Source organism: Gaoshiqia sp. US2, from assembly GCF_059705485.1.
The window spans coordinates 100671-117949 of the sequence record NZ_AP048550.1 but is presented as its reverse complement, the minus strand read 5'-3'; the positions used below and the strand labels follow the sequence as shown (position 1 = coordinate 117949).

At 46.0% G+C, this 17279-nt stretch carries 14 protein-coding genes; 4 read left to right on the top strand and 10 right to left on the bottom strand.

The window, feature by feature from the left end; all coding sequences use genetic code 11:
* The first annotated feature begins 69 nt into the window (after positions 1-69).
* Positions 70-1431 (top strand): IS5 family transposase, encoded by a 1362-nt coding sequence (locus AC6H3C_RS00435; protein ID WP_497518526.1) that lies wholly within the window; start codon positions 70-72, stop codon positions 1429-1431.
* 174 nt (positions 1432-1605) lie between these two features.
* Here the strand turns inward: AC6H3C_RS00435 and AC6H3C_RS00430 are convergent, their stop codons facing one another.
* A complete protein-coding gene (locus tag AC6H3C_RS00430) occupies positions 1606-1875 on the bottom strand; it encodes a transposase family protein (protein WP_497518525.1) in 270 nt (89 codons plus the stop codon).
* A 793-nt stretch (positions 1876-2668) separates the two neighbouring features.
* On the opposite strand from AC6H3C_RS00430, the gene AC6H3C_RS00425 reads away from it, so the two are divergent.
* Positions 2669-5710, top strand: a complete 3042-nt coding sequence (locus tag AC6H3C_RS00425) for a glycosyl hydrolase (protein WP_497518524.1) — start codon at positions 2669-2671, stop codon at positions 5708-5710.
* Between the two features lie 222 nt (positions 5711-5932).
* Here the strand turns inward: AC6H3C_RS00425 and AC6H3C_RS00420 are convergent, their stop codons facing one another.
* Complete coding sequence (locus AC6H3C_RS00420; protein ID WP_497518523.1) at positions 5933-7030, bottom strand: ISAs1 family transposase; 1098 nt, start codon at positions 7028-7030, stop codon at positions 5933-5935.
* 79 nt (positions 7031-7109) lie between these two features.
* Complete coding sequence (locus AC6H3C_RS00415) at positions 7110-8552, bottom strand: Gfo/Idh/MocA family protein (protein ID WP_497518522.1); 1443 nt, start codon at positions 8550-8552, stop codon at positions 7110-7112.
* Between the two features lie 138 nt (positions 8553-8690).
* Between AC6H3C_RS00415 and AC6H3C_RS00410 the strand changes: the two genes are divergently transcribed.
* Complete coding sequence (locus AC6H3C_RS00410; protein WP_497518521.1) at positions 8691-9875, top strand: hypothetical protein; 1185 nt, start codon at positions 8691-8693, stop codon at positions 9873-9875.
* A gap of 73 nt (positions 9876-9948) precedes the next feature.
* Here the strand turns inward: AC6H3C_RS00410 and AC6H3C_RS00405 are convergent, their stop codons facing one another.
* Positions 9949-10365, bottom strand: a complete 417-nt coding sequence (locus AC6H3C_RS00405) for an OsmC family protein (protein ID WP_497518520.1) — start codon at positions 10363-10365, stop codon at positions 9949-9951.
* 165 nt (positions 10366-10530) lie between these two features.
* On the opposite strand from AC6H3C_RS00405, the gene AC6H3C_RS00400 reads away from it, so the two are divergent.
* The gene (locus AC6H3C_RS00400; protein WP_497518519.1) at positions 10531-11232 is read left to right on the top strand and encodes a Crp/Fnr family transcriptional regulator; all 702 of its coding nucleotides are present in this window, start codon (positions 10531-10533) and stop codon (positions 11230-11232) included.
* 27 nt (positions 11233-11259) lie between these two features.
* Here AC6H3C_RS00400 and AC6H3C_RS00395 read toward each other — a convergent pair whose 3' ends face one another.
* The 6 genes from AC6H3C_RS00395 to AC6H3C_RS00370 all read right to left on the bottom strand — a co-directional run bounded on the left by AC6H3C_RS00395 (position 11260) and on the right by AC6H3C_RS00370 (position 17278).
* Complete coding sequence (locus tag AC6H3C_RS00395) at positions 11260-12444, bottom strand: murein hydrolase activator EnvC family protein (protein ID WP_497518518.1); 1185 nt, start codon at positions 12442-12444, stop codon at positions 11260-11262.
* A gap of 11 nt (positions 12445-12455) precedes the next feature.
* Complete coding sequence (gene lolB1, locus AC6H3C_RS00390) at positions 12456-13334, bottom strand: lipoprotein insertase outer membrane protein LolB1 (protein ID WP_497518517.1); 879 nt, start codon at positions 13332-13334, stop codon at positions 12456-12458.
* The gene (locus AC6H3C_RS00385) at positions 13331-15091 is read right to left on the bottom strand and encodes a tetratricopeptide repeat protein (protein ID WP_497518516.1); all 1761 of its coding nucleotides are present in this window, start codon (positions 15089-15091) and stop codon (positions 13331-13333) included. Before AC6H3C_RS00385 ends, lolB1 begins: the two co-directional genes overlap by 4 nt.
* Before the next feature lie 30 nt (positions 15092-15121).
* The gene (dut, locus tag AC6H3C_RS00380) at positions 15122-15556 is read right to left on the bottom strand and encodes a dUTP diphosphatase (protein ID WP_497518515.1); all 435 of its coding nucleotides are present in this window, start codon (positions 15554-15556) and stop codon (positions 15122-15124) included.
* A 76-nt stretch (positions 15557-15632) separates the two neighbouring features.
* A complete protein-coding gene (gene hemW / locus AC6H3C_RS00375; protein ID WP_497518513.1) occupies positions 15633-16769 on the bottom strand; it encodes a radical SAM family heme chaperone HemW in 1137 nt (378 codons plus the stop codon).
* A 65-nt stretch (positions 16770-16834) separates the two neighbouring features.
* Positions 16835-17278 carry an RrF2 family transcriptional regulator gene (locus AC6H3C_RS00370; RefSeq protein ID WP_497518511.1) on the bottom strand — a complete coding sequence of 148 codons (444 nt, stop codon included), beginning with the start codon at positions 17276-17278 and terminating at the stop codon, positions 16835-16837.
* Position 17279 lies beyond the last annotated feature (1 nt).

The following is a 17279-nucleotide window of genomic DNA, read 5'->3' as shown; positions in this document are numbered from 1 at the left end:
GATTAAATTTGATTTTGGGGGAGTAAAATCTACCGGATTTTTGCCAAATTTGAGAAAAAGCTGGTAGAAATGATAGGTCAAAAAGAAAAAAATCCGCAATTAAGTATGTTCCGGGTCCCGTTGAAACAATTTATTGATGAAAGCCATGAACTGGTTCAACTTTCCGGGAAAATAGACTGGAAAAGTCTGGAGAATGATTTGAGTGTTTATTATTGTGCCGACAACGGGCGTCCATCTGTCCCGATCCGGTTGATCGTTGGGGTTGTCATGTTGCGCAGGATGTATAACCAGAGCGATGAAAGCGTGCTTGACCGTTGGATCGAAAACCCGTACTGGCAATATTTCTGCGGAGAAGTTTATTTCCGTCACGATTTTCCGTTCGACCGGACCGAGTTGATCAAGTTTCGCAGGCGTATCGGGGAAAATGGAGCCGAACAGATTTTGAAGGCAACAGTGGATTTGTTTGGGAGCAAAGAAATCCGGGAAAAAGAAGTTTTAATCGATACCACGGTACAGGAGAAAAACATCACCTTCCCCACCGATGTAAAACTTCAGAAGAAAATCATCGAAAAGTGCCGGAAAATCTCAAAGAAAGAAGGCATCCACCTGAGGCAGACCTACCAACGCGAATTAAAGCAACTGCTGATCGACCAGCGCTTCCATGACCATCCCCGGAGAAAGAAGAAGGCGTTGGCCGCCAGGCGAAGGATAAAAGTGATTGCGGGAAAGATTTTTCGTGACCTGGAACGCAAGATGGGAGAAGCCCAAAAAATGAAATACCAAAACCAGTTCTGTATTTTTAAACGGGTACTGACCCAAACCCGGGGTTCGAAGAACAAGGTTTACAGCATTCATCAACCACAGGTCAGTTGCATTGCCAAAGGCAAAGAACACAAGAAATACGAATTTGGGAACAAAGTATCAATCGTAAAGACCCGTCAATCGGGAATCATTATCGGGATCATAAGCTTTTGCGGAAACCCCTTCGATGGAGATACCCTCTCTCCCCAACTGACGCAAGTGGAAAGGATCACCGGTCACAAGCCCGAAACAGGAATTGTTGACAGGGGATACCGGGGCCGCAAACAAGTAAATGGCACACAAATTATTTGCCCGGGGAAACCACTTGAAAGCCACAACAAATACCAACGACAAAAAACAAGGCAACGCTTCAGGGCCAGGGCCGGGATAGAACCCGTCATTGGCCACGTGAAACACGACCACCGGATGCTTCGGAATTATCTGCTCGACCAGATTGGGGACAATATGAACTCAATCCTGGCAGCAGTCGGTTTTAACCTGAGAAAAATGCTCCGGAGGTTAAAATCCGAAGCAAAAAATATTTTTGAGCTATTTGAAAACTTAGTTTTTCTCTTCAACAGAAACCTGATTTTTACGCTTTTTGAAAAAATGAGGGTTTTTCACGTTTGACTATGTAATATCTTGTTTGCCGGGAAGTTTCTCCGGTTGACTTGATAACCCTTTGAGAATCGATCCGGAAAATTGTTTTCAGCCCTTCCCATTGATCCGCGCCTTCGATCATCTCAAGGTTGCTGTACGCAGAGCATTCGCGGGTTTCGATCCGGCCATGCCCGCAATCAACATCTACATCGGAACTGATGGATTTATTGAACCGGATTGTATCCAGAATACCTTCTTCGAGCGACGGCTGGTTGCCTTTGACTGCAAGAAGTGCGAGGGAATGCCATAAACAAAAGAGCCGTACTTGCGCAACCAATGCTGCTGTTCCAGGCCAAAGTCCGCGATTTCCTCCCATTCGTCCATTCCGCACAAAACGGCGGACAGTACCAGCAACAGGATGTCATGCAACTGGTGCCGGAAATTACCCCTGTTTGTCCTTCTTGGTTCGCTCACCTTGCTGAAAATCTGGTGGAAAAGCGAACTCTTCCATGCTTCTGAAATTTGTTCTTCTGTCTTCTTATTAATATAGCAAAACTGGCAAATCTTTTATCCAATCATGTAACTAATCAACAGATATTTAGTATATTAGCAAAACGAAAGGCGGGCCATTTACAACATGCAAAACCCGCCTTTCAAAAATATTAATCATTCAAACATAATGAAGAGTTATGAGGAAACCAAGCTCCTCGGCAGGAGCTTATGGCTTAAACCAAACTTTCTTAAATGCGTTTGCCCTGTGGTTCGCCCCGGGTGTGCCGGTTTTTAACCGGCAATGACCGAATGATAGATCACCTATCAGACAATGGACAGACTATGATTCGTTAGGCTGCATGCGTATTCCGGATTGATCATGCCTGTACATTCAACACGTAGTCGAAAAGATAGGTACGTGGTTCCTTCAACGGGATATTCGTCGAAAACCGGGAGTAAGTCTGAAAAGAAGAGCGAAGGGATGAACCGGAAGCAAATGTTTAAGGTTTACCAACTCCCCCGCGACAAACAAATTACTTCTTTAACCTTTCTTTTTTGAGTCTATTTTTCTATAAAGCAAATGAAATATCAATAAAACAAAACTGAGTGATTGTTTTTTGTATCTTTTTATTATGTTTGTGCTATTCGAAACGTATCTATTTTTGCTTTACGTTTAGATTCACTGTTGTTTCCGGTACAGCAAAAGTCCCTGTATCGTCTTGTTCCGGTCAGTGAGGTGAAAAACGGCAAAAGAAGAAAAACTATTCTTCAGCATATGGCTATAAACAGAAGAACTTTTATCAAAATAAGCTCGCTCACGGCGGCAAACTTAACCATATTGCCCGCGGCCGGAACGGCAGCAATGAAGGCATTTTCAGAAACCGGCGAAGCTTATCCGGAGCTTTTGAAAGGCTTTTTGGCCCCGCCCGATAAGGTCAAATCGTCCTGCTACTGGTGGTGGTTTAACGGCTTGGTAAACAAAGAAGGCATTACCCGCGACCTCGAAGAATTCCGGGCAAAAGGAATGGGAGGCGTGCTGCTGGTCAATTCGGCCGGCGGATTGGGAGGCGTTCCTTTTCCGCAGGGAGCAACGCTTTTTTCAGACGAATGGAAAGTCTTGTACCGCCACGCCATGAAAGAAGCCAAAAGGCTAAACATTGAAGTGGGCATCAATTTAAGTTCGGGTTGGTGCATGGGCGGGCCGTGGATTTCGCCTGAAAATTCGGGCCGGTGGTATTTGCAGTCGGAACTGGATATTCAGGGGCCGCAAAAGTTCTCGGCGAAACTGCCGCTTCCCGTTAACCGCGACGGCTACGATAAGGTTTTTAACCCGCCCGGCTACAAAGAATACATCGACTTACCGCTGGAGGAACTTGATTATCGCGATACCGCCGTCGTGGCATTCCTGAATTCCGACAAACAGGCAGGCCGTATCGGCGGCGAACGGGCAAAAGTGCTCGACGCCAAAACCAATCACCGCGACGCCAGCAATTTTGCGCTGGCGGTCAACATCATGAACCCCACCCGCGAGCCCTGGCAAAACGATCCGGCCGACCGGCCAATTCCACTGACTCGGGTCATCGACCTCACTTCAAAAATAACCAACGACGGACACCTGACGTGGAATGTTCCTGACGGAAACTGGACCATCGTCCGAACCGGCCACCGCATGACCGGCTCCCGCCTGATGATCGCCCAGCCGGAAGCCGACGGATTGTCCATCGACTGGTTTGACCGTAAAGGCGTTGAAATTCAATTTGAAAATTTTGGGAAAATTCTGATTGAAGAAGCCGCCAAAGCAGAAGCAAAACCGGCGTATTTCTGCGACGACAGTTTCGAAGACGGCTTTCCGAACTGGACCGGCAGAATCCTTGAAAAGTTCAAGGATTACCGCGGCTACGAGGCAACTCCCTACCTGCCGGTTTTAAGAGGGTACATCATCGAAAATGCCGAAGTGTCGGACCGCTTCCTGACCGATTATCGCAAAACCATCGCCGACTGTATGGCTGACGGGCATTACCGGCGTTTTGCCGAATTATGCCACGAACAGGGCCTGCTGGTGCAGAACGAAGCAGCCGGCCCGAGCCGTTCGGGAACGATTTGCCTCGACGGGCTGAAAAACCTGGGCCGAAGCGACCTGCCCATGTGCGAATTCTGGCTGGGCCCCAACCACGAGGATCAGTCAACCCTGGCCGACGATAAAACTTACGGCGTTTCCCGCCTCGATTTCGGGCAAAATAAAGTTACGAAGATGGTTGCCTCCGCGGCCCATGTTTACGGAAAAAAAACAACATCAGCCGAGGCTTTTACCACCATGAGGCATTGGCTCGACTATCCCGGCTCGCTCAAACAATCGCTCGACAGGGCTTACTGCGAAGGAATCAACCGGATTGCCATTCATACGTCGACGGCCACGCGCCCGCAAGACGGAAAGCCCGGTTATGAATACGGCGCAGGGACCCACTTCAACCCCAATGTGACCTGGTGGGAAAAATCCGGGCCTTTTTTCGATTATATCGCCAGGTGCCAACACTTGCTCCAGGCGGGCTTGTATATGGCCGATGTGCTTTTTTACAACGGCGATTCAGCACCAAACCTGGTCGAACAAAAGCACATCGACCCGGCTCTCGGCCCCGGTTATGATTACGATGGTTGTAATGAAGAAGTCCTGTTGACCCGCCTCTCGGTGAAAAAAGGGCGCATCGTGCTGCCCGACGGCATGAGCTACCGTGTCCTGGCGCTTCCGGACGACGACCGGATGCCGCTGCCCGTTGCCGAAAAAATCAGGGAACTGGTAAGGGCCGGCGCAACGGTAATCGGGCCAAAACCGGCCAGAGATTCGGGTTTGAAAGATTACCCCCACTGCGATGAACAAATTAAACGGGTTGCATCTGAGGTTTGGGGTAACATCGACGGGGAAAAGATAACACAAAACCGGTACGGGAAAGGCCGGGTTTTTTGCGGGGAAACCATTCGCAATGTATTGTTAAGGAATGGGATAAAACCTGATTTCGAATCCAACGGGAAAGAGGTTTGGATTGATTTCATCCACCGGACAACAAACGATGCGGAAGTTTTTTTCCTGGCCAACCGAAAAAAACAAGCGGCAAAAACCGAATGCCTGTTCCGGGTGAAAGGTCGCGTTCCCGAAATCTGGGATGCGGTTACCGGAATGGTTTTAAAGCCGGCATTTACGGCCGTTGACGACCGGACAGCCATTCCGCTGGAATTCGCAGAGTTTCAATCGTTTTTTATCGTTTTCCCAAAAAAACCGGGAAAATCTGCGGCTCAAAGCCCGCAGGCCTTGCTTTGCCAGGATACTTCCGGCTTAAAAGCGGTTCAGGAAATCAGCGGGTCGTGGACCGTGAAATTTGATACGGAATGGGGCGGCCCCGGATTTGTCGAATTTAAGCAGTTGACCGATTGGAGCATACATCCCGACGAACGCATCAGGTATTATTCGGGAAAAGCGGTGTACAGCACAAAATTCGACCTCGCTCAAAAGCCCGGAGAAAATCTTTTCCTCGAATTGGGCGTGGTGAAAAACATCGCCGACGTAAAACTGAACGGGAAAAGGCTCGGAATTGTCTGGACCTCTCCCTGGCGGGTGGCGATTTCTGAAGCCGTCAGGGAAACCGGCAATGAACTCGAAATTGAAGTGATCAATCTTTGGCCGAACCGCCTGATCGGCGACGCCGCATTGCCCCCCGGACAACGCCTGACCAATACAAACATCGAATTTAAACAAGATGCTCCCCTGCTTGCTTCGGGCTTGCTGGGGCCGGTAAGCATCCTGCGGCACAAAAAGGATAATTGACTTTAAAAGAAATAAAAAAGCGAGATCGCCGCAAGGAGGCAGGCACTCCCGAAAACGGGATCACAGGTTTCTGATGTTTCCTTATCTTGATGCCCTGGTACAATCGCCTCTTCACCGGTACTTAGATCAGCGGACAATCTCGCCAAAAAAGAAATAAAGATAGACCTTTTTCAGGTAATTTTTCAACTAAATTAACCTCTTGTCAGGGCAAACGCATCTAATTTAATTGCCAATCAGCTTTAACAAATATTCATTGCCCCATCCGGCCATTTTTCTTCGGCTTTTAATCCCCACCCTGGTATCGTCCTTTTTTAAAAGGTTTAATGCAATCCGGTTGAGGCTGGAGAAGTTTTGAGCAGCATTGCCACTGCGTTTTCGGCTCAGGTCCTCCCCAAAAGCAACGTCAAGCACCCAATGGACCTTGTTTTCAATCCCCCAATGTTTCCGGACGCCATGGGCGATTATGTCAGCTTTTTTTAATGTGCTTATGTAAAAACTTGTTTCGTTTTCTCTTTTGCCTGTTGCCTTAAAGTACCGTTCACGGTCCACTTTGACAACAGAGGCCAACCCATTCCATTTTTCGGCACTTTCTACCAGGCTCAGGTTTTCTATGATACTACATTGCCTTGTCTCTATTCTTCCATGCCCGTAATCAAGCTCTTCAAAATAATCGTTTACAGGCAAAACCCTGAAACTGTCCTGAATATCTTCATACAGATCCTTTTGGTTTTCTTTGACCGAAAGAATGTAATGTGCTTTTTTCTTCACTATTTTACGCGCAATATTTTTCTGGCACCCCATGGCATCAACCGTAACGATACACCCTTCCAATAAAAGGGCATCCAGCAGTTTGGGAATAGCTGTAATCTCATTTGACTTTTCTTCTACCTTAATTTGTCCCAGAACAAGTTCATTCTCGTCAGCCCAGGCACTTACAATATGGGTTGCCGTTTTGCATCCCTGTTTGCGAGACCCGCGCATGGTTTTGCCATCAATACTGATAACCTCACCATGGGTTCTTTGATGTATTGACTTCACCCAAGATAAAAAACAATTCTCAAACTCATCGGCATCTAATGCAGCAAAAAAGCGGTTAAACGTGTCATGGGAAGGTATCCCGTTGGGAAGCTCAAGGAAGCTGCTGAGCCACTCCTTTTTTATCTCCCCGTACTCTTCCATGTCGTTCCATGATTCACATCCACAAAGCACTGAAGCAATCGCGATGAAAATTATGTCATCCATGAGATGACGTTTAGTCCTGTTAATACGTGGATCTTTCATTTCTGAAAAATACGACAATAAATTACCTTTGCTATCCATTTTGTCATCTATCTGATTATCAGATAAATATACAATTTTTTCATCGCAAAAACAACTTATTCGACTGATTATTAAGCAGTTAGGCGTATTGTTTTTTTAGATGCGTTTGCCCTGAACCTCTTGTCGGACTAACCGGCAAATCCGTCAATTCGTCAATCCGTACCATTCGCCCTTCTTCAATACTTTTGCGGGCAGCAATACCGATTAATACCGACATGGCCCCGTCGCGGGTGCCGGCAGAATGTTTATACGGATCGGCCATAGACGGATCTTTAAATATCTTGTCGTGTAACCGGACATCTCCCCCACCGTGTCCGCCGCGAACGCGGGGAACTTTGACCAGCTGAGGCTCAGGATTCCAGTTTTTCATCACCATGATCTCATCGTATTCTTCCGATTTTTCTTTTTCGCCCTGGCTCATCTCCTGTGCGTGCAGCTGGGCCTGATTAACCATTTCCTGGCGTCTCCAGGGCAGACCTTCCCACGAGTCAATCCGGCCATCCATGCCATTAAAGCCAATCGTCCAGCCTTCGTAAGGCGAATAAGTGGTTAACGAATAACTTACCTGCACGTTATTGGCGTATTTTATCTGAACCGCCATTTTATCGTAAATATCAATCCGGTTGCGCCACAGACAGTTATCGCGAATGTAACCGTCGTATTTTTCGTTGTTCACATACAGATCAACCATCCGTTTGTCTTTGGTGATATCCCAGTAAAACTTACATCGGTCGGTATAGGCGCACGAGCGGCAGTTTGCCCCTCTGAATTTATTGTTGTGCCCGTAGTGTTCCAGTTCGCCGTATGCCGTTACTTCCATCGGATCCGAATCGATCCACCAGTTTAAGAGGTCGAAATGGTGGGTGGCTTTATGCAGGAGCAAAGTTCCGCCCTTATCGCGTTCGCCATGCCAGCGCCGAAAATAATCAGCCCCGTGGTAGGTATTCAGGTACCAGTGGAAATCGACCGATGTCAGTTTCCCGACTTCTTCTTTAGCCAAAAGTTCTTTCAGCCGGGTAAACTGAATGCCGTAACGGTAGTTAAAACCAACAATCACTTTACGGCCGGTTTTTCTTTCGGCATCCAGGATGGCCTGGCATTTTACCTCGTCCGTGGTCATTGGCTTCTCGGTAATAATGTCGCAACCCATTTCCAATCCTTTGATGATGAATTGGTGGTGAGTCGAATCAACGGTGGTCACAATAATCACATCAGGCCTGGTTTTGACGATCATCTCTTCAAAATCAGTAAAAACCGGGCAATTAACGCCCATGAATTGTTTGGCAAATTCGAGCCGCCCCGGGTTATGATCAAACAGGGCAACATACTCGGTTTCGTTGCGGTAATTTTCAACAATGGTTTTCCCCCAGAAACTGGTTCCGCGAACTCCGGTCCCGGCCAGGGCCAGTTTCATTTTTTTTGCAGCAGGCCTGGCAAATGATTGCATCGGGTTAGTTAATACAGCTCCGGCTGTTACAGCTCCGGCTGTTCCTAAAAATTTACGTCGATTTAGTTTGTCCATATGAAATGAATAAAATTGGTTTGTTATTATTTTTTTACTGAATATAGGGTCTTCTTATTACTTTTGATGAGAAATATGTCTATAAACACGTAAATTTGAGGTTAAAAGTTTCTTTTAACCGAATTGATTTTCAAAGTATTGGCACCAAATCAGAAACATATCAGGCAGTGTGTTGAGCGAATCCTCGAAAGCTCGGCTTTCAGTAAATCGACCGTTAACCGGGAATTGCTGAAATACCTGGTCCAGGCATCGCTGAAAGGTCAGAATCCCAAAGAGATCCAGATTGCTGCCGATGTTTTCGGGCGGAAGATGGACCACGAAAAAGAGCTCAATATCCGGGTGTATATTCATAACCTTCGCAAAAAAATAAACGAATATTACCAGCAGGAAGGCCGAAACGATGAATTTGTACTGGAACTTCCCAAAGGCGAATACCGGGTACAATTTCATTACTCACCCCTCAGGCTTATCCGGAAGAAGCTTTTGTTGAAGGCCCCTACAGCGCTGGCCATCAGCTTTGTGTTACTGGTTTCGTCCGTTTTTATCGCGCTGTATTTTCCTTCCCGGAAAGCAACAATTGATTTCTGGAAACCCTTCACCAGGAAAGATTACCCGGTGTTTTTGGTGCTCGGAGACCATTATTTCTTCCGCAGCCAGGTTGCCACGGGACGAGTGGGTACCGTCCGCGATAATCAAATCAACTCCGATACCGATTACGAACAGTTTTTGGAGTTAAATCCTTCGAAAATCGGCGAAATGGCCAAATCGGATATCACCTACATCAACAACCAGGCGCCGATCGGCTTATTTTACATCATGAATATCCTGGGCGGCGGATCGGCCCAAACGGTGATGAACTATTCGTCGCGGGTCAGGATGGAAGATTTCAGGGGCCACCACGTTATTTTTATCGGCTCGTTTAAAACCCTCCGGTTTCTGGTTCCTGCCACGGAGAAAATGGGCATTAAGTATCACATTGACCAAAGTATGCTGGAATATCAGGTGAACGACTCCGTCCTTCAGTTTGATAACCGAAGCGATAATTACCTGAATTACGAATATGCCAGCGTGGCCGGTTTTGTGACGAACGACGGCCGCCGGATTGTTTTTTTCCTGTGCGACAATGATATCGGCAACATTGCCCTGGCCAAATATTTTACCGATAAAGACGGTATTCAGCCGTTTGAAACAGCATTTAAGAAGCTGGGAGGGAAAAATTTTAAAGGTGTTTTTGAGGTAAAGGGCCAAAAGCGTACCGATTTTGAAATTAAGCTGATCAGACTGGATGTGCTTCCCGACCAAATTTCGGAAATCTGGCCCTAAGTTTCGGGAAAAAAGAGGCTGTTCGTAAAATGAACGAATTTACAGCCTCTTCTGTCGGTTTGTTTCTTCGCACTTATTCGATGATGCGTATCTCGCTTGACATTTCAAGAGCATCGCGGTAAACGGCGCTCACCCCGCAATATTTTTCTTCGGATAATTTTACCGCTTTTCCCAGCTTATCCATCGGCAGGTCTTTCCCCTTAAACTGGTAGATCACCTTCATTTTATAGTATTTTTTCGGGTGGTCTTCGGCCACATCACCCTCAACAACAATATGAAATGACTCGGGTTCAACTTTCATCTTTTTCAGGATCGAAATCACATCCATCCCGGTACAGCCGGCCAGCGCGGTCAGCATAAACTTTTTCGGCCGGGGGCCCAGGTCGTCGCCGCCAGATTCAGTACCGGCATCCAAAACAACCCGATGACCATCCATCTCGGTTTCAAAAGACATGTTTTGTTTCCAGGCCAAATCAACGATATGTTTCATAACAAGCTAATTTTTATGTGTGAATGTTTAATTTTATAAGCGGATTTCGATGAAAAATTAAATATCGAAATATCTAAATAAATAGTTTTGCAAATATAGCTGTTCATTTTATATTTAAAGTTAAATTTACCGTGAAATAATTTAAATCTTAATAATACAGGGCCAATGAGAAGTTCAATTAAACGACCAACCGAAGAGGAATGTGATTTATCCGGATTCCAGCTTTTTAAAAAACTAACGAACCAGGAACTAGCCCAGCTCAACTACGATAAAACATGTTCCCTGTATAAAAAAGGGAGCATTATTTACCGGGAAGGAAGCCGGCTAACCGGTTTTTACTGCATCACAAAAGGCATTCTGAAGATCTTCAAAACAGGAATCGACGGCAAGGAACAGATTATCCGCTTTGCCAAAAAGGGAGAGATTGTTGCTTATCGCTCGTTGCTGAGCCAGGAACTCGCCTGCACCACTTCCAAGGTGATTGAGGAGGCCGTTTTGTGTCACATTCCCTACCAAACCTTGCTGTTTTTAATTCAAAACAACTGGGAATTTTCGCATCACATGCTGCAGATTGTCTGCAAAGAGTTGCGCGAAGCCAATGACTACATCACCGATATTGCCCAGAAAACGGTTCGCGAGCGCCTGGCCGAAATCCTGTTGCTGCTGAAAGAAAGTTTTGACCTCGATAACGCCAATACCCTTCAGATTTCGCTAACCCGGGAAGAACTGGCCAACATGGTGGGAACAGCCACCGAGAGCGTGATTCGCCTGCTTTCGGAGTTTAAACAGGACCGATTGATTGAGCTGCAGGGGCGGAAAATAAAGTTACTAGACATTCAGGCATTGACCAGAGTAGCCAATCTATAGAACAAAACCCGCTTCGAGGCGGGTTTTTTATTTACTGATCCAATCTTCCGGGTTAAGTTTTTGGTTTTCCTTCCAAACCTGAAATTTCAGGACGGTTTTGTTTCCGTCAGCCTGATCGGTGAAAATAGAGCCGATATCCTGCCTTACAGCCACTTTTTGCCCGGCCCTCACATACACCTCCTCCAGGTTGGAATAAACGCTTAAAAAGCTTCCGTGGCGGATAATTACGGCCATATTCCCTCCCGATACGGCAAACACGCGGCTTACCTCGCCATTAAACACGGCGCGGGCTTTTGTCCCCCGCTGGGTGCTGATGTCGATCCCGTTATTTTTTACCTGTACCTGTTTCAACACCGGATGGGCATGCACCCCAAACCGGTCGGTAATAATACCCCGCTCTACCGGCCAGGGAATCCGGCCCCGGTTTTGCTCAAAATCAGCGGCAATTAATTTTTGCTCGGGCGTTAACTGAAACTCGCCCTTGGTCGCCGATTTTTTGGTTTCTTCCTCCAGCATTTTCTGAATGGCGCGGTTCAACTCATCCTGGACTTTCTGCTGTTGCTGAAGTTTTTTGCGTAAGTCCTGCTGTTGTTTTTGCAGCGCGCTTATATTCTGGTTTTGTTCGTTCTTTTCCTTTTCGAGCTTTAAATTCTCTTGTACTTTCCCCGTCAGCAGCGACGATTTCTGGTTTTTCTGCGCTTCCAGTGAAAGCACCTTTTTATCAATCAAATCGCTTAACGACTGAATAATGACCGCCTGGTTTTTCCGGTACCGGGCATATTGCCGCAGGTAAAGAAAACGCTTATAGGCCTGATTCAGGTTATCGGCCGAAAACAGAAAGATCAGCATGTCGTAGCTGTTTTTATTTTTCTGCGCAAAGCGGATCATCGAAGCATATTCTTTTTTCAAACCGGCCAGATCGGTTTTTAACATATCGACCACAGCCGTATTGTTGCGGATATAATCATCGATCAAGCTTATTTCGGAATTGATGGTTTGAATCACCGTATTGCGGTTCTGAATCTGGCTGTTGATGAGTTTTAATTTATTCAGGGAAGCGGCTTCATTTTTCCGGGCTTCTTCCAGCAAACCCGATGTCAGTTTAAGGGCTTGTTCCGTATCATTTTTTTTCGCGCGCAGTTCTGTCAGCGATTGGGCTTGTACCGACCAAACCGCAAAACACAGAACCAGGCTGAAAAAAAACTGCTTCATATCCGTCTCAACTAATTAATCCGGCTATACTTTTCAGGAATACTAAAATTAATTTCCGGGTCTATTTCCGTTGAAAATTTACTGAGTTTCACTTTCATTTTCAAATTATTTTCAGGGCTGCTTAAATGAACATCAATGCTGCCCGGATATAATTGCCCTTCAACCCGTTCGAACTCATCAAAATTAACCTGCAACTTCCGTTCGTTCATCACGTCATCCAGGATCAACCGCCTGACTTTATAGGTGTTCGGATCGATATATACATACTGGACGATAAAATCATCTTCCTCTGTTTTTTTCAGGTAACGGTCAATTTTTTCTTCTTTTCCTTTGCGTGAAATCTTATCAAGTTTCCGGTTTTTGAACGACTGCAGCACATACATGCCCGAATCGGCGTATGACACGTAATCCCTGAAATAATTTTCGCGCTGATCGTCCCTGAATGAAAACACATCATTGGCCAGAATGGCCTGAACGACATTAAAATCGAGCGTGGCGCTGATGAACCTTTCGAGATAAGCGTAATTCGCCGTAAAGTAGGTCCGGTCGATGTAATTGATCATTTTAACACTGTCGGGGGTAAGCAACAAGCGTCCCACCGGAATATTCAGCTTGCTGAATGAAACCAGAATATGATCATCTTTTACCGATTTTAAACTGGCCCTGAAGGTGGTTTTACTGTCGGAGGTTTCGTATTGACAGGCAATCCGTTTGATATCCAGTCCGGCATAGTTAAATGTATTCTCTTCGATATTCCGGATAAGTTTCCCGGCGCTGACGGGTCTTAACTTTTCAACAGTCGTCAGTGTTTTCGGCGCTTTACACGAAGCCATGACCAACAAAAGCGCTCCGCCGAGCAACAGGCTGTTTTTTATGAATACGTTTTTCAAGGTTGTTGACTTTCAATATAGCGTGATTCTCTTATTTTCTGGTCGAGCGCCTCAGAACCTTCGCCGAGATCTTTTGCCTTTCTCCAGTTTTCCATGGCTTTATCCTTTTCGTCGAGCATAAACAGGATGTCGCCATAGTGTTCGAGCAGTACCCCGTTTTGATCTCCCCCGTTTTCGAGGGCCGTTTCGATGTAAAATTTGGCCAGACTGTAGTTTTTCCGTTTAAAAAGAACCCAGGCGTGTGTATCCAGATAGGTCGGATTATTCGGATTTGCCTGAACGACCCGGTTACTCAGGCGTTCGGCCTTTTCCAGGCTCTCGCCCCGAACCGATAAGTAATACGCGTAGTTATTCATGGCCATAAAATTATCCGGGTCAAGTTTAATCACTTCCTCAAAAGCGTTAAACGCTTGTTCAACCCGGTTTAACTTATAATTGGCTTCCGCTTTATAAATTTCGAACTGAATTTTCAGCGAACGGTTGTCCAACACATAAGCCTCGCCTTCTTCGAGAACGCCCAGCGCTTCCTGGTATTTATCGAGTTGAAGGGCGGCAACGGCATTTAAAGCATAAATGGCAGCATGATTCGGAAAAAAGCCGATCGCTTCTTTGCTGTCGGTATAGAGTCTTTCAAAATCGAGCAAATCATTACTGATCAGCAAAAACTGCCACCAGATCTCAAAACTGCTTTTATCGGTTTCCAAATACTGGCGTAAAGCCTCGCGGGCCTCTTCGAGCTTGTTTTGTTTGATTAAATGCTCGGCATAAATCGGGTAAATGCGGTTCTCATCCGGGTAAACCTTGTGCAGAATGTCCAGCAACTCCATGATCTGTTCATCAGTCCAGTCTGAATTTGTTGGATCTGCTGTTTGCATCAGGTAGTATTGCATTTTGGTATCAATGTCGAGGTCCTCATTCCCGAAAGCCAGTTTAATGTGTTCAAAGGCTTTTTCAAAATTGCTGTCTTCCTGGTAGAAACCGGCCAGCGAAAAATGGACGAATCCGTTATCCGGATCGATTTCAAGTATTTTCAGGTAATTTTTTAACGCATTGTCACGATCTCCGGTTGTTTGGTACAACTCGGCCAGCAAACCGTAATACTGGGGTTCGTCGGGATCAGATGCAATCAGCCGGTTAATTTCGTTGAACGCTTTCTCGGGTTTTCCCATCGACAGGTAAGCCTGCTGCTTGGCAACCGCAATCTGATCGACCAGGCCCAGTTTGGCTTCCAGTTCGTTATAGGCGTCAATAGACTCCGGGTACTTTTCGGCCATGCCCAGCAATACCGCTTTCGAATACAGGTATTCCAGGTTTTCGGGCTCTTTTTTGCAAAGTTCATTGTACAAAGCCGCTGCTTCTTCGTATTGCCTGCGTTGCTGGTATACCTGGGCCAGCAACAATTTGTACCAGCTATTGGCCTGATCGATGGACGTTGCTTTCTCAAGCAGTAAGGCAGCGCTGGTCAGGTCTTTATTTGCAAAGTGGATATTGGCCATTTCAAACATCGATACTGCCGAATTCGGATCGATTTCGAGGCATCGGGAAAAAATAGAAACCGCATTGGTCAGATTTCCCAGTTTTTTTTGCTTCAAGCCTTCGATAAACAGGTATTCGAATTCGTTCTGCTGATCTTCTGTCAGCAGTGTTTGCTCTATTTTGTTTGGCTCGGGCGTTTTTACCAAATCTTTTTTCGAAACAGCACAGGATGCTGTTAACAAACCGACCAATAAAAAATATCCGCTCTTTTTAAAATTCATGCGAAAATATGTACGTTAATATCCTGATCGTTAATTTTTCCCGGTATGGCCGAAACCACCCGCACCGCGCTTGGTTTCTTCGAGCAATTCCACATCCTGCCAGCTGACAGTCTCGTGTTTGGCAATAACCATTTGACAAATTCGCTCTCCATGTTCAATTTTAAACTCTTCGTTTGAAAGGTTGATCAGGATAATCCCGATCTCCCCGCGATAATCCGCGTCAATTGTCCCGGGCGAGTTCAGCACCGTGATCCCTTTTTTCAACGCCAACCCGCTTCGCGGGCGAATCTGAGCCTCGTACCCTACCGGCAACTCAATAAACAAGCCGGTTGGAACCAAAATCCGTTCCAATGGTTTTAAAACGATTGGCTCATCGAGGTTAGCCCTTAAATCCATCCCGGCCGAATGGCTGGTGCTGTATGCCGGTAACGGGTTTTTTGAACGATTGACGATTTTTACTTGCATAAAACGGTATTTTACAAACGGCAAAGATAGGGAAATATCCAAAGGCTCTGCCTTCATTTCAATCAATTAACAATATTTAAAGCTCTTCCAGAAAAAGCAATTGCTCCATAATTTTATCCGAGATAAACAATCCATCGGCCGATAATTTATAGTTTTCATTTTCAACAACTAAATGACCGGTTTGGATGTATGGTTTTGCTTCTTTTTTAAAATGAAGCAGCATTTTCTCATCAAAATTCTTGGCCAGGTAGCGAGTCGAAGTACCCCAGGTGGTCCGCAGGGAGGTAATCAGATAGTCGTTGTACTGGTCCTGCCGGCTTAAAATCTCGTGTTCCCAGTACGGAGCGCCTGTTTCGAAGGCCAGCAGGTATTTTCGCAGACTGGACACATTCCAGCGCCTGGTTTTCAAATCGAACGAATGGGCCGAAGGGCCAAAACCCAGGTAACTTTTTCGTTCCCAATAAGCCTTGTTATGACGCGAATACAAGGATGAACGGGCAAAGTTAGAGATCTCGTAATGTTCGAAACCGGCTCTTTCCAGTTTGTTTTTCAGTAATTTAAACTGTTCAAAGCTCAATTCGTCGGGCAATTCTTTTATTTTCCCGCTTTTCAGGTAATCGTAAAAAACCGTGCCTTCGTGGTAGGTGAGGTGATAGGCCGAAATGTGCTGCACATCCAACGAGATGGCCTTTTCGACATTGAGATTCCAATCATCAAGCGATTGGCCGGGGAGGCCGTAAATCAGGTCGATGCTGATGTTTCGAAAACCAACTTTCTGCGCCGTTCTGACCGACGCTACCGCCTGTTCGGCATGGTGCCGGCGGTTCATTCCTTTTAAATCGCGGTTGTTGAACGATTGCGTGCCGATGCTTAAGCGGTTTACCCGGCCGGTTTTCAGGTCCGAAAGAAAGGTTTCGTTTAAATCGTCCGGATTGGCCTCCAGGGTGATTTCGCAATCGCTGCTAACGGCATACCTGTCGGAAATGATTTGCAAAATTTCAGCTATTTCACTGATTTTTAGAACAGAAGGCGTGCCTCCGCCAAAATAAATGCTTTCAATTTTTTCGTTTTCCAATTCCTGGTTTCGCTGTATCATTTCCTGTTTTAAAGCCGACAAAAAATCAAGCCGCGAAGCAAAATCGGTTGATTTGTAAAAATCACAGTAGTGACACCTGGTTTTACAGAAAGGAATATGGATATAGATTCCGGCCATAGCTGACTATTCAAATTAAAACATCTTACAAGACACCGATGGCCTGACAGTTCAACCAGGTGGTCTTACATTTTTATCAGGTTTTCGTGCCCTTTCATATCCGAAATCACATTGGCAATGCTGGTTTGCGAATAAAATTCCATCAACTGGGCGCGAACATCACTGAAACGCCCATGCACGGCGCAAGGTTTTCCGCTTTCGTGATGGACCGAACAAGGCTCAAGACTGATGAGGCAGTTGTGAAAGAAATCTTCGCCGTCGATGGTTTTGACAATTTCGTACAGGCTGATCTCTTCGGCCGGTTTTCCGAGGCCAAATCCGCCGTTAGGACCTTTGGTTGACGACAGGATCTTTTGTTTCACCAGGTTTTGCAATATTTTTCCAAGAAAAGGCGTGGGGATTTCCAGATCGCCGGCTATCTTTTTGATCCCTATTTTTTCCCCGTTGTCGCTGAATTTCCCGAGGTAAATCAATGCCCGCAAGGCATATTTACAGGTATTTGAAAGCATA

Bases quoted from the DNA above. Each gene is read 5' to 3' on its own strand.
- AC6H3C_RS00395 (WP_497518518.1), bottom strand. From the start codon at position 12,444: ATGAAGCAGTTTTTTTTCAGCCTGGTTCTGTGTTTTGCGGTTTGGTCG.
- hemW (WP_497518513.1), bottom strand. From the start codon at position 16,769: ATGGCCGGAATCTATATCCATATTCCTTTCTGTAAAACCAGGTGTCAC.
- AC6H3C_RS00425 (WP_497518524.1), top strand. From the start codon at position 2,669: ATGGCTATAAACAGAAGAACTTTTATCAAAATAAGCTCGCTCACGGCG.
- AC6H3C_RS00370 (WP_497518511.1), bottom strand. From the start codon at position 17,278: ATGCTTTCAAATACCTGTAAATATGCCTTGCGGGCATTGATTTACCTC.
- AC6H3C_RS00400 (WP_497518519.1), top strand. From the start codon at position 10,531: ATGAGAAGTTCAATTAAACGACCAACCGAAGAGGAATGTGATTTATCC.
- AC6H3C_RS00405 (WP_497518520.1), bottom strand. From the start codon at position 10,365: ATGAAACATATCGTTGATTTGGCCTGGAAACAAAACATGTCTTTTGAA.
- AC6H3C_RS00415 (WP_497518522.1), bottom strand. From the start codon at position 8,552: ATGGACAAACTAAATCGACGTAAATTTTTAGGAACAGCCGGAGCTGTA.
- AC6H3C_RS00385 (WP_497518516.1), bottom strand. From the start codon at position 15,091: ATGAATTTTAAAAAGAGCGGATATTTTTTATTGGTCGGTTTGTTAACA.
- dut (WP_497518515.1), bottom strand. From the start codon at position 15,556: ATGCAAGTAAAAATCGTCAATCGTTCAAAAAACCCGTTACCGGCATAC.
- AC6H3C_RS00420 (WP_497518523.1), bottom strand. From the start codon at position 7,030: ATGGATAGCAAAGGTAATTTATTGTCGTATTTTTCAGAAATGAAAGAT.
- AC6H3C_RS00435 (WP_497518526.1), top strand. From the start codon at position 70: ATGATAGGTCAAAAAGAAAAAAATCCGCAATTAAGTATGTTCCGGGTC.